Source organism: Methyloceanibacter marginalis, assembly GCF_001723295.1.
GTDB classification, from domain to species: Bacteria; Pseudomonadota; Alphaproteobacteria; order Rhizobiales; family Methyloligellaceae; genus Methyloceanibacter; species Methyloceanibacter marginalis.
On the sequence record NZ_LPWD01000179.1, the window covers coordinates 1 to 12793 of the forward strand.

Sequence of the window (12793 nt, forward strand, 5' to 3'; positions counted from 1 at the left end):
GACCTTGCCGGGTGTCGAGGCCTGAGCCGCCGCCGAAGGCCACGACGCCGTCATGGTTCCCGGCGCGAAAGGCGGCAATGCCAGCCTCGACGTTCGAATCCACCGGGTTGGGCTGCACGTTCGAGAACATGGCGGCGGGGCGCCCGGCCACTTCCAAAAGGTCTAGCGCCTGTTTCGTGATTGGAAGCGCGGCGAGACCGGCGTCGGTGACGAGTAGGGGGCGGTCGATCCCTGCCGTCCGGCAAACATCGGCGAGCTCGCTGATACGGCCCGGACCGAAGCGGATGGACGTTGGGTAGCTCCAATTGGCGGTGGGTGCGTTCATGATTATGTGTCCGAGATGCGAGGACGGGTCAGACTTCGCGAAGATGGAAACTCTTCGGCTGGGTCAGTGCTTCAAATCCGTATTTCGACAACGAGACGCCGCGACCTGTGTCTTTGACGCCGGTCCAGGCGAGATACGGATCGAGATAGTCGCAGCGGTTCATAAAGACCGTCCCGGTCTCGATCTGGTTGCCGAGTTCAGCGGCGCGGTCCATGTCACGCGTCCAGATCGAGGCCGTGAGCCCATAAGGACTGTCGTTCATCAGCGTCACGGCCTCCTCATCGTCGCGCACCTTCATGATACCGACGACGGGCCCGAAACTCTCCTCCCGCATCACCTCCATCTGGTGGTTGACACCGATCAGGACTTCCGGCGCGAGATAGGGTGAGCCAGATCGGTCACCCTCCACCTTCATGTTGATCAGCGCCGTAGCGCCCTTGCGCTTCGCCTCGTCAATTTGGCTGCGGACGGCGTCGGCCGCGGCGCCTCGCACCATCGGCCCAAGCGTGGTCGCCTGCTCAAGTGGATTGCCCACCACATATTTTCGGGTGAGGTCGGCAAACCCCTCGACGAAGTCGTCAAAGATCCGCGCGTCTACATAAATGCGCTCGACCCCGCAACAGGATTGACCGGAATTGAAGAAGGATCCGTCCACCAAATTCTCGATGGCATGATCGAGCTTGGCGTCTGCGCGCACATAGGCGGGATCCTTGCCGCCCAGCTCAAGGCCAAGCGACGCAAATGTCCCCCCAGCGGCGCGTTCGATGGTGCGGCCTCCGGCAACAGAGCCGGTGAAGTTGATGTGGTCGACGCGTCCGGAGCCGATAAGCGTCTCGGTCTGCGCGTGGGACATCACGAGATTCTGGAATAGACCCTTGGGTAGCCCTGCGCGCTTAAAGGCCTCGGCGAACCGCTCCCCGACAAGCAGCGTCTGGGCGGCATGTTTTAGGATTACGGAATTTCCCGCGAGCAGGGCAGGGACGATCGCGTTGACGGCGGTGAGATAGGGATAATTCCATGGGGCAAGGGCGAGAACGATGCCGAGCGGCTCCCGGGTGATGTACCGGCGAAAGCCATCCTTCTCCGGCGGGTAGTAGGGTTTGAGCGCCTGTTCTGCCAGTGCCACGACGGCACGCGTGCGCTCTTCGATGCCGCCTTTCTCGCCGCCGTAGCGAACCGGCCGGCCCATCTGCCAGGCGAGTTCGACGGTCATGTCGTCATTCGTCGCCAACAAGGCGTCGAGGAAGGCGAGCATGTAACGGCTGCGCTCGGCAACGGGCGTCGCCTTCCATTGGGGCAGCGCCGCGCGGGCCGCCGATAGCGCGGCATCGATCGCCGCAGCGCTCTCAATTGGCCGCTCGGCATAGACCGAACCATCGATGGGCGAGATGACCTTAAGACTCTCTGACATTTCGTGCCTCTGAACCTACGACCGTTCGAACCCGCGCCTAAGCTCCCAATCGGTAATGCGCCGGTCGTACTCGAACTGTTCCCACTCCGCGTTGTGTACATAGTGATCTATCACGTCATCGCCAAAGGCGGCACGCAACATTGCCGAGTGCCGCATCAGCTCCGTCGCTTCGCGCAAGGTCTTCGGCACCTCCGGCAATGCTTCGCTCTGGTAGGCGTCACCCGCATAAGCTGCCTCGAGCGCCAACTTCTGCTCGATGCCGGCCAGGCCAGCGGCGAGCAGCGCGGCAAGGGCTAGGTAGGGATTGAGATCGGCGCCGCCGATGCGGCACTCAATGCGGATGCTCTTGGTCCCGGCGCCGCATAGGCGGAAACCGGCCGTGCGATTGTCCAGTGACCAGACTGTCTTGGTCGGCGCGAATGTCCCCGCCTGAAAGCGCTTGTAGGAATTGATATAGGGCGCGAGGAACCAGGTGATCTCGCGTGCGTGGGCGAGTTGCCCCGCCACGAAATGGCGCATGAGCTCCGACATGCCGTGCTCACCCTTGGGGTCCAGGAACAGAGGGGTCTTGCCGGCTGCATCCCATAGCGAGGCGTGGACATGGCTCGAAGAACCGGCAAGGTCGTAGCGCCATTTGGCCATGAAGGTCACAGCCTTGCCGAGCCCATGGGCGATTTCCTTGCACCCATTTTTTAGAATGACGTGCCAATCGGCCGTGGCCAGGGGATCGGCGTAGCAAACGTTGACCTCTTCTTGCCCGGGCCCCCACTCACCCTTCGAATTCTCGACCGGAATGCCCGCTCCCTGCAAACCGTTGCGGATGGCCCGCATCACCTCTTCTTCCTTGGTGGTCTGGAAGACGTGATAGTCCTGGATATAGCTGCCGGTGGTTTTGAGGTTGCCCCAGCCTTTGTCCTGCGCTGTCTCGTAAGTCTCGTCGAACAAATAGAACTCGAGTTCCGACGCCATGCGGGCCGACATATCCTTGTCGGCAAGCCGGGCAAGCTGTTTGCGCAGCATGGCACGCGGACTATGAGCGAGCGGCTCGTGGTGGTGATGGTCGAGCACGTCGCAGAGGACGAGGGCGGTGGCCGGCAGCCAGGGGATGCGCCGGAGGGTTGCGAGATCCGGCTTCATGACGAAATCGCCGTAGCCTTTTTCCCAATTAGCGACCGCGTATCCCGGCACGGGCTCCATATCGATGTCGTTGGCAAGCAGGTAGTCGCAACCGTGGGTTTCCTCATAAGCGCCGTTGAGGAAAAACTCGGCATGAAAACGCTTGCCTACGAGCCTGCCCTGCATATCGGGAAAGCAGACTACGACAGTATCGATCTCACCCTGATCGCAAGCCTTACGCAGATCCTGTAACGTCAATGTGCCAGCCATGCCGGGATGTTCTCAGAGGCAGTGGAAAGGTGCAGAAGATAATAAGGAACCCGCGCGGGCGCCATGCCTACGCGGGTCTTGAGGTTTCCTGACGAGGCTCAGGCGCAACGGTAGGGAGGGCCTGCCTTTGCCATCGTCTCGTTGTAGTTCCTGAGGATCTCCACGACCTTGGCGCAGCGGGGGCTGATCTTTGCGGCCTCGTCCCAGAACTTGACCGCGGCATCCGCGACCGTCTGCCACTCGGCGTCCGGGATCGAGGTCAGCTCCAGTTTACCGCCGGTGGTGCGGTAATGCGCCTCTCCCCACCAATACCAGTGCGCGCGGTAGTAGTGCGAATTGTCGATCGACAGCTTGAACAGCTCCTGGAGATGGGGCGGGAGCGCGTTCCATCTCTCGGTGTTCACGAAGTACGAACCTGCCCAAGCCCCCGAGATATTATTGGTCAGATAGTACTTCAGGACGTCCGCCCAACCTACGGTGTACATCTCGGTGATGCCGCACCAGCACACACCGTCAAGCTCCCCGGTCTGAATGGCGACCTCGACATCCTCGTAGGGAAGCGCGACCGGCACCACACCGAATTGCTGCATGAACTGGCCGCCTGTCGGGAACATATACACGCGCAAGCCCTTGAGGTCGGCGACCGACTTGATCGGCTTGGTCGTGCCGAAGTTGCAAGGATCCCAGGCCCCGGTGCTGAGCCACGTGACGCCCTCTACTTCTCCGTACGCCTCCTCCCAGATTTTCCTCAGCCCCCACCATTCCCACAAGGCTGGGACATCCAATGAGTAGCGCGAGGCGAAGGGGAAATAGGCCGCGAAGATCTTGACGTCGACTGGAGCCGCCGCCGAGTCGTCGTCGCTCTGAGCCGCGTCGATCGTTCCCTTCTGCACCGAACGGAACAACTCGCCTTGCGGTACGAGCTGATCAGCGTAGTAGAGCTCGATGACCATTTCGCCGTTCGCCGCCTTGTTGAAGGCTTCGATAGACGGCTTGATCACATGCTCTCCAAGCGCCGAGCCGGCATAGGTCTGCATGCGCCATTTGATTGGCGCGCCTTGCGCCCTTATCACATAAGGCGAGGCCACGGTGGCAGTCGCAGCGGCCGCCGTTGTCAGGCCTGCATTCTTTATGAAGTCACGCTTGGTTATGTTCTTTCGTATCGTCATCGCAACCACTCCTTCTCACACCACCTCAAAATAGACCGCATCTCCAGAGCCTTATTTCGCGTAGTATTGGTTGGGCAACCACAGTGCGACTTGCGGAAACACCATGACGATTGCCAAGCCGATGATCATCACCAGAACGAAGGGCACGATTGATTTGTAAATATCGGCCAACGTTATTTCCGGCGGCGCCATTGCGCGCATCAAGAACAAATTATAGCCGAAAGGCGGCGTCATGTACGCGATCTGGCAGGTGATGGTGTAGAGCACGCCGTACCAAATCGGATCGAAACCGAGCGCAATCACAATCGGCACGTAGAGCGGCGCCACGATCACCAGCATCGCGGTATCGTCGAGAAACGTCCCCATGATGAGGTAGGAGAGCTGCATCATGATGAGGACGGTCCACGGATCGAGACCCCATTTATCGAGGAACAGATAGCGCAGGCCGTGCACCGCACCGAGGCCGTCGAACACGGCGCCGAAGCAGAGCGCCGCGAGGATGATCCACAGAAACATGCAGCTGATGCCGAGTGTCTTGCGGACGGTTTCCTCCAAGACCTTCAATGTTAGCTTGCGTCTGAAGATGGCGGCCAGCGTCGCACCGGCAGCGCCGACGGCAGAACTTTCCACCAGGCTCGTCTTTCCCATGAGGAAGAGGCCCGTCATCGAGAAGAAGATCAGGAAGGGGATGACACCCGCGCCGAGCAGCTTGATCTTTTCGCCCCAACTCACCTGGCGTTCTTCGGGTGGCAGCACCGGCCCGAGGTTCGGCTGCAGATAACAGCGGATGGCGACATAGGCGATGAACAGCGAGGCGAGCAGCAGCCCGGGGAACACCCCCGCCAGCCAAAGCTGGCCCATGGGCTGGCGGGCAATCAGGCCGTAGAGGACCAGCACGACGCTCGGGGGGATGAGGATGCCGAGCGAACTGCCCGCCTGGATTACCCCGGTGACCATCACCTTGTCGTAGCCGCGCCGTAGCAATTCGGGCAGCGCGATGCTCGCGCCGATCGCCATGCCCGCCACGCTCAGCCCGTTCATCGCCGCGATCACCACCATCAGCAGGATTGTGCCGATGGCGAGCCCGCCGGGGACCGGACCGAACCACACATGGAACATCTTGTAGAGATCGTCGGCAATGCCCGACTCCGACAGCATGTAGCCCATGTAGATAAACAGGGGCAGCGTCAGCATCGGGTACCAATTGAACAGCACGAACGAGGCGTTGAACGGCATCTCCTCGCCGCCGGTACCCCACAGCATGAGGGCGAAGGTTGCCGCCACGAAGCCGATCACGCCGAAGAATCGTTGTCCCGTTAGGAGCAACAGCATCATTGACGCGAACATGAGGAGGGCGATGACCTCGTGACTCATTCCAATCCCTCACCCGCGAGTCGCTTCCCTGCGGGAAGAGCCTCAGCGAGGGGCTCTCCCCGCGCCTTGGCTAGGTCCCTGAAGAACACAGCGATCATCTGAAGCAGCATCAAGACGATGCCAGTGCACATCACGACCTTGATCGGCCAGAGCACCGGCGACCATGAAGAATAGTTCTTCTGGTTATATTCGATGGCGTATTGCGTGCTCGAGAGGCCGCCGATCAGAAGAATGATGAGATAGAAGATCACCAGAAGAGACGTCACCGTATCGACGCGCGCCTGTGTTCGTGGCGACCAGCGGCTGTAAAGCAGGTCCATGCGGACATGAGAATCGAGCTGAAGGGAGTAGCCGCCGCCGAGTAAATAATAGGCAGCCAAGATCATTTGCGACGTCTCGATGATCCAGATATGCGAGGTGCCGAAGGCGCCGCGCGCGATCGAGGCGTAGAGCAGCACGCCCATCATCACTATAACGAGCCACATAACTCCACGACCGACAACGCGGTTTGCCGCGTCTACGTATTGGACATAGAGCTTGATCCAACTAGGCATGGCTCACGATGCGGCGACGCGTGTGGGTGTCGTCCTTGGTAGCGATTGTCACATGCAAGATTCAAACCGAATGGAATCTGGCGCCTTTGCCAAAAGGGATGTGAGCCGCTCCGCCCAGCGCTGCTCCCCTTCTTCGTCGCCAATTTCGTCATTGCGAATTTCGATCATCGCGGCCGGCAGCCCTCGCGGGCGCGCGTGGCGTGCGACGGTGTAATAGACCTCGTCGGCGGGCGAGTAGGGCTCGTTTGCGCCGACCGTGAGCTTCGCGTCGCCTTTGAGGCCGTCGAGAAGTCGATCGGCAACCCGCCGATCGTCGTCGAACACGATGCCAACCTGCCAGGGACGCAATTCTCCGAGATAGATCGGCGTGAAGGAGTGGATCGCCACGATGGCGATCTCTTGATCGGCGCGCTCAGTGAGACACGCATCGATGGCGTCGTGGTAGGGGGCATGAATGTGGGCGAGCCGTCGCCTGCGCTCGTCGTCGCTCAGGCCCTGATTGGCGGGTACGGGTCGTCCTTCGCTTTCGGTGACGATCAGCGTGACCGAATCCGGCGGCCGATTGCAGTCGATCACCAGACGGGAAACATCGGGCCAGATCAGCGGGGCATCCAAGGACCTCATCAGTTGCCGCGCTACGCCGAGCGCACCCGGGTCCCACGCAATGTGTGTCTTCAGCGCTTCGGGGTCGAATCCGAACGTCTTATAATCGTCAGGGATGCGGTTGGAGGCGTGGTCGCAAACGACCACAAACTGTCCGGCGCCACCCGGATTTTCCACCACGACCAGTCTTTGTTCTGGACGCCTCACATTGCCCCTCCGAACCCACGAGGAGTGGGCCAGCTTGCTAAGGTTAGCGGCAATTGGGGCAAATGCCCATCATCTTCGAAGCTACGAACCTCCGCCACTCATGGGTGACTATGCCGCCAACAGCCCACTCGTTTTCGCTCAGGAAAAGGGGAGTCCTATCGATTTCGCCGCGATTGCTTAGCCAAGAACTCTGCCCCGTGGGCGTACTCCGTGTTTATTGGGACGCCTTGCTTGCATAAGGGGCAGCCGGCGGCCGGCCACGAGGGAATTTTGTACTCTAGGAGGTATCTGAGGTCCGTCACGCCGCAGTCGGCCGGTGTCGCGTTGCCTCGGGTGACAATAGCCGCCGCACCCACGACCTGCCCGCCGTTTTCACGCACGGCTTCGACGGTTTGCCGCAAGGCAAGACCGGTGTTGATGACATCGTCCACCACCGCGACACGTTTGCCGTTTACAACCTTGTTGTAGCCGCGCCGCAGTACGAAGGGTCCGCGAGGCGGTCCGCCGGGAGCCGCGGAGGGCTGATCGCTGTGGTCAGCAAAGACCGACTCGACTCCCAGTGCGTGGGCGGTCCATTGCGATACGATCAGACCACCGGTCGCCGGCCCGCACACCACTTCGGCGCCGAGATCACGTATGACCTCCGCCAACATGCTGCAGAGCCCCTCATCCCGGTCAGTGTTTTCATTGACAACGTCCTTGTCGATCCAACCGCTGCCATGTTCGCCCGAGTCATATACGAAGTGATCGTGCTCGATGATCGCGCCAGCCTCGGCGAGCAGAAGCTTCGTGCGCTCAGCGTACTGTTTTGCTTGCTCGGTCGAGATCATGTCTCCCTCATAAATCCGATGCTGCGAATGAGTATTTCAGCCGTGCCTTGCACGATTGCTCGCTAATCGTGATGGCCTCGGCCAGAAAGGGGCCACATCATTGCCACTTAGACCTTGCACGTTGAGGGCTTGGCTAACAAAGCATGGGGGAATTAAATAGATGCGTTTACTTCTAGCGGCAGCTATCGCCGTCGCGGTCACGGTTGGGCTTGGAGGTTGCTTCGGCCACCATCAAAAGGCTTCCTACGTTGAACCCATCGGGGCGCCGCCGCTAAAATAACCCTGCAGAACTTCTCTGGTAATAGCTAGGCCCCGCCGTCACCGGCGGGGCCTTTTGAATTTGCGGTGCCTGTAATGTCAGGGCGGCGGCGAACCAAATCGCGGGTGATTGTTCTCGGAGATTTAACCACGGCCAGTCATTTGGCTCAGGAACATGTCGGACCGGCGGAATTTCCGTTCACAATTGCCGACAGTGTGCGAGACTGCGGTTGAGAGGCACTGGAGCCTCGCTGGACCCGCCCATGGGCAGCTCGTCGCTCCGAATTGTCATTGCCTTTGCGCTCGCCGGCGCGCTTGGCGCGTCCCTGTGTGAAGTCGCGCGTGCGCAAGACGCCCTGCAAGCCGGCGAGGCGTTTGTTACACGTTTTTCAGGCACCACCGACGAGGGCGGACGCGCGGCTATCGATCCCAGCGGCACCGTTGGCGGGGTCGTCGATCTACGCCGGCCCGGCGCATCCCCTCTCGGTGCGAGTTGGGAAGACGCACCGCAGCGTTCGGCGGCCACAGCCGGCCAGGTCGGCCAGGTCTTCGGCGTCACGCTCGACGATGCCGATCCTCCTAATATCTATCTGACCGCGACATCGGCTTTCGGCCTTCATCGCAACGCCGAGAACACGGGCTGGATGGAAGGCATGTGGGGACTCAATGGAGGTCCCGGCACCATTTGGAAGCTCGACGGGGCCAACAACGACCAACCTGAGATCTTCGCAGACATAAAGCTGGACGGTCGCGGCAACACCGGCGCCGCGCTCGGCAACATCGCTTTCGACCGCTGGAATGAGCAATTCTACGTCTCCGACCTCGAGACCGGCATGATCCACCGGCTGCGCGCGTCCGACGGCGCCGATCTCGGCCACTACGATCATGGCGTCGACGGGCGCTCCGTCTTCTTTGATGTCGCGGGCTCCGGCCTCGCTCAGGGAGATTTTCGCTCGCTGCCGGCCGTCCCCTTCGATCCAGCGTCCAGCGCACGCACCGACGATTGCCCGAGCGGCGACTTCGCGCGCGCGCCGTCCTGCTGGAACTTCGCCGACTTCCACCGCCGCGTCTGGGGCGTGGGCGTGCGGCGCGATCCCGCGACCGAGGAGGTGAGGCTCTATTACGCGATCTGGGGCAGCCAAGGCTTCGGCAACCCGGATCACGCTGCCGCCGGCGAGGACGACCAACGCAACGCGGTCTGGTCGGTGCGCATCAAAAAGGACGGCGCGTTCGACACGACCAGTGCACGCCGCGAGTTCTTCCTGCCTGATTTCTTTCGCTCGCCGGAAGCCATTGCCCGCGCCGGGCGCAGCCATCCGGTCGCCGATATCGCCTTTCCGGCGTCCGGCGACCAGGATGTGATGCTCCTCGCCGAGCGCGGCGGTGTCCGCAATCTCGGCCTCGCGGCCGAGGATGCCTTTGCCAATCCGCACGAGGCCCGCGTGCTCCGCTACGAGCTGACTGATCAGGGTTTCTGGCGTGGCGCCGGGCGCTACGACGTCGGCTATTACGACCGCAGCGAAGCGGGCCCGCCTTATCTCCGCGGCAGCGCCGCCGGCGGTGTCAGTTTCGGCCTGGGCTATGGCGATGGCTGGGAGATCGATCCGGCCGCGCCCGATGCCTTTGTGTGGATGACCGGCGACGGCCTGTGCTCGCCACGCGGGCCATGTTTCGATCCCGGCGCGACGCGCATACCCAATCCACGCCGGTCGACGGGTTACAGGGACGCGAGGCGCGGCCCTATGAGGCCTTCGAGCCCATCACCGCATTCAAGCCATACCCGCGCCCGGACCGATTACCCCCGCGACCGGACCCGATCGGTCTTTCATGATCGACCTCGATGCCGGTGGCGAAGCGCCGGATAAGAGCGGCGCCACGCGGATTGGCGATGTTGCCGTCTATCAGCCGATCCCGGCCGAGGGTGAGCCCGGCGAAGCGCCCGCAGAGGAGGAGGTCGCTGGGCCCGGCGGATTTCCACCTGGTGAAGAATTTCCGCCCGGTCTGCCGCCGGAGCCGGGCTGGGATCCTGCGCCCCTGCCGCCTGACGGCTGGCCGGTGCCGCCACCGCCGGTGCTGGAGACCGATCTCGGCATCGAGAAAAGCGGGCCCGCCCAATGCCAGGAAGGCGTGAACTGCATTTACAACGTCAAGATCACCAATCTCGGCGCTGTTCCCTATGTCGGTCCGCTTGCGGTCAACGATACGATGCCGGTGGATGCAACGCTCGCTGCGGCGTCCCCCGGCTGGCACTGCGACGTCGCCGGTCAGGTCGTCAGCTGCGTCACGCTTGGCCCGGCTCTTCTCAATGTCGGCGTCTCGGCGACCTTGACGCTCGTCGTTCTGCTACCCGCAGACGTGGCGGGCGATCACGTCGAGAACTGCACCGCCATTGACTGGTTCGAGATGGGCACGGACGACGGCGCCGGCGACTCCAACGACCATACCTGCATCGAGACGCCGGTGATCGACGGTTTAGATCTCGGCCTGCAAAAAGACGGGCTCCCCCAATGCACCGAGAACGCCGATTGCTTGTTCGCAATAACGGTCACCAATCACGGCCCAGGGGAATTCAACGGAGTCCTGGCCGTCAGCGACACGCTGCCGACCGACGCGTCCCTGGTCGCAAACACACTCGGTTGGAGCTGTGTGCAGAACAATGGGGAGGTTCAGTGCACCAGCGGGGCTCTCACGCTCCCCGCAGGCGCGGCCGATGTGTTAGTCCTTCTGATCCACCTCCCTGACGGCATCGCCGGAGCCCCGGTCGAGAATTGCGCGGCAATCGACTGGGCCGCGATGGGCGCTGATGACGGCGTTGCCGATGCCCATGTGGACGAGGATTGTCACACCGTCGACGTTCTCGACGGGACCGGCTTCTTCGATCTCTCCGTCGACAAGAGTGGACCGGCCCATTGCGACGAAGGAAGCAATTGTGCCTATACGGTCGTCGTCACCAATCAAGGCCCTGACGACTATGCCGGCGAGATTGTGATACGGGACGCTCCGCCCGCCGGTTCAGTATATGTGGGGGTCAGCGCCGGTTGGGGCTGCGGTGCCGCCGTGCCGATCGATTGCACGCTCCTGGGCGGTCCTCATGTCCTGCATCCCGGCGAGACGCGCAGCCTTACCCTGACTATCGGGCTGCCCGACCCGGCGCCGGCAGATCCGGTGATGAATTGCGCTACGCTGCCCTGGGGCCTCTTTGGGATGCCGCCGGACGACAACCCCGCTGTCGGCTTCTTCGATAAGTCTGACACGTCCTGCGAAAATACTTTCATAGGGACCGGCTTCGACGTCGAGATCGCCAAGGCCGGCCCGGAAGAGTGCTACGAAGGCGGCATCTGCGAATATTCGGTCAGTCTTACCAATCATGGGCCGAACGATGCGGGCGGAGTTTGGGTGTTCACCGATATGCTGCCCGCGGGCGCCGTCCTCGAAGCGGCGCTGGGCGGCGGGCTCTGTACGCCGGCGGCCGTGGCTGACACGGTCAGATGCACTCTAGGTCTTTTCCCCTTCCCATCCGGCACGATCGAGACGGTAACGCTCCGGCTGAAGTTACCCGACCCCGTCGCGGGCGACGCGGTGACCAACTGCGCCACGTTGAACTGGGATGCGCCACCACCGCCGAGTATAGCCGGACCCAGCTTTACGGGTGACGATAACCCTGCGACTGACGGTCCGGCATGCGTCGACACGCCCGTGCTTGCAGCCGACCTCGCGCCCTTCGGCGGCACGACCTGCAAGCTGGGCGAGACCTGCACCCTCGATGTCAGCATCGAGAACCGGGGCGGACGCCTGTTCAAGGGTAGCGCCGGCCTCAGGGGCACGCTCGATCCGGCCGTGTCCGTCGAAAGCATCAAGTCGCTGACCGCGGGGCTTGTCTGCGAGGTGACCGGCACGGGCGCTTACGAATGCCGTGCCGACGAGCTCAGCCTCAAACCGGGCGACGCAGCCGAGCTGGAGCTCTCGATTGCGATCCCCACCGACTTCCCACACAAGCGCATCGTCCACCGCAAGGAGATGCAGTGGCCCGATACGGGCGTGAAGGACCGCAAGCCCGAGAACGACCGTCACACCAGCACGATCACGATTTCGCAGCCGGAGGAACCGGAGGCGCCTCTGGACGAGCCGGAAGCACCACCGGATGAGCCGACCCCGCAATGCGGCACGGGCTGGCTGGAGGTGGACCGCGGCAAGGCCAAGGCGTTGCGCGCGGAGGGCTGGGAGATTGAGGAGGCTACGAGCGCCGGCAAGACCATCTTCTGCGCCAAGGCGCCGCCGCCGCCGGACTGTGCTGGCGGTCGCGTCGTCGGCCGGGACTGCGTCTGTCCGCAGGGCACGGAGCGCGAAAGGACTGGTCCCGACGCTTACCGTTGCGTGAAGCTTCCGCCGCCGCTGGTCTGCAAGGGTGGCAAAGTGGACAAGGGCCAGTGCTTCTGCCCGAAGGGCACCGAGCGTAAACAGACCGGGACTTACACCTATGAATGCGTGAAGCTCCCGCCGCCGATCACGTGCGCAGGGGGCGCCGTCAGGAACGGCGAGTGCTACTGCTCCAAGGGCTATGAGCGACAGAAGGTTGGTGACTACGCCTACCGTTGCGTGAAACTCCCGCCGCCGCTCGTCTGCAAGGGCGGCAGGGTGGACAAGGGCCAGTGCCTCTGCCCGAAGGGCACCGAGCG

General features: G+C 62.4%; 10 protein-coding genes. 2 read left to right on the forward strand and 8 right to left on the reverse strand.

The annotated features are described in order from the left end of the window. From AUC71_RS07360 to AUC71_RS07395, 8 genes are all read right to left on the reverse strand, one after another. A partial coding sequence (locus tag AUC71_RS07360) for an iron-containing alcohol dehydrogenase (RefSeq protein WP_141701526.1) occupies window positions 1-325 on the reverse strand: 325 nt, incomplete at its 3' end. A 28-nt stretch (window positions 326-353) separates the two neighbouring features. After that, a complete protein-coding gene (locus AUC71_RS07365) occupies window positions 354-1736 on the reverse strand; it encodes an aldehyde dehydrogenase family protein (protein WP_069623748.1) in 1383 nt (460 codons plus the stop codon). Between the two features lie 15 nt (window positions 1737-1751). Next, window positions 1752-3122: a glutamine synthetase family protein gene (locus AUC71_RS07370; RefSeq protein WP_069623749.1), complete on the reverse strand. Its 1371-nt coding sequence runs from the start codon at window positions 3120-3122 to the stop codon at window positions 1752-1754. A 98-nt stretch (window positions 3123-3220) separates the two neighbouring features. Then, the gene (locus tag AUC71_RS07375; RefSeq protein ID WP_069623750.1) at window positions 3221-4291 is read right to left on the reverse strand and encodes a TRAP transporter substrate-binding protein; all 1071 of its coding nucleotides are present in this window, start codon (window positions 4289-4291) and stop codon (window positions 3221-3223) included. A 51-nt stretch (window positions 4292-4342) separates the two neighbouring features. Beyond that, the gene (locus tag AUC71_RS07380; protein WP_069623751.1) at window positions 4343-5665 is read right to left on the reverse strand and encodes a TRAP transporter large permease; all 1323 of its coding nucleotides are present in this window, start codon (window positions 5663-5665) and stop codon (window positions 4343-4345) included. Beyond that, entirely contained in the window at window positions 5662-6150 is a 489-nt protein-coding gene (locus AUC71_RS07385) for a TRAP transporter small permease subunit (RefSeq protein WP_244500844.1), read from the reverse strand. Before AUC71_RS07385 ends, AUC71_RS07380 begins: the two co-directional genes overlap by 4 nt. A 117-nt stretch (window positions 6151-6267) precedes the next feature. Then, window positions 6268-7008 carry an N-formylglutamate amidohydrolase gene (locus tag AUC71_RS07390; protein ID WP_425283365.1) on the reverse strand — a complete coding sequence of 247 codons (741 nt, stop codon included), beginning with the start codon at window positions 7006-7008 and terminating at the stop codon, window positions 6268-6270. A 176-nt stretch (window positions 7009-7184) separates the two neighbouring features. Next, window positions 7185-7859: a phosphoribosyltransferase family protein gene (locus tag AUC71_RS07395; protein WP_069623754.1), complete on the reverse strand. Its 675-nt coding sequence runs from the start codon at window positions 7857-7859 to the stop codon at window positions 7185-7187. 521 nt (window positions 7860-8380) lie between these two features. Here AUC71_RS07395 and AUC71_RS07400 point away from each other — a divergent pair. Both AUC71_RS07400 and AUC71_RS07405 read left to right on the forward strand, forming a co-directional pair. After that, window positions 8381-9982, forward strand: coding sequence for a hypothetical protein (locus AUC71_RS07400; RefSeq protein WP_069623755.1), 1602 nt, complete (start codon window positions 8381-8383; stop codon window positions 9980-9982). Further along, window positions 9945-12793, forward strand: a 2849-nt coding sequence (locus AUC71_RS07405) for a DUF11 domain-containing protein (protein ID WP_141701527.1), incomplete at its 3' end; no start/stop codon positions are given. The genes AUC71_RS07400 and AUC71_RS07405, both read left to right, overlap by 38 nt.

Coding starts and splice junctions, on each gene's coding strand:
- AUC71_RS07375 (WP_069623750.1), bottom strand. CDS start 4,291: ATGACGATACGAAAGAACATAACCAAGCGTGACTTCATAAAGAATGCA.
- AUC71_RS07365 (WP_069623748.1), bottom strand. CDS start 1,736: ATGTCAGAGAGTCTTAAGGTCATCTCGCCCATCGATGGTTCGGTCTAT.
- AUC71_RS07370 (WP_069623749.1), bottom strand. CDS start 3,122: ATGGCTGGCACATTGACGTTACAGGATCTGCGTAAGGCTTGCGATCAG.
- AUC71_RS07395 (WP_069623754.1), bottom strand. CDS start 7,859: ATGATCTCGACCGAGCAAGCAAAACAGTACGCTGAGCGCACGAAGCTT.
- AUC71_RS07380 (WP_069623751.1), bottom strand. CDS start 5,665: ATGAGTCACGAGGTCATCGCCCTCCTCATGTTCGCGTCAATGATGCTG.
- AUC71_RS07400 (WP_069623755.1), top strand. CDS start 8,381: ATGGGCAGCTCGTCGCTCCGAATTGTCATTGCCTTTGCGCTCGCCGGC.
- AUC71_RS07385 (WP_244500844.1), bottom strand. CDS start 6,150: ATGTGGCTCGTTATAGTGATGATGGGCGTGCTGCTCTACGCCTCGATC.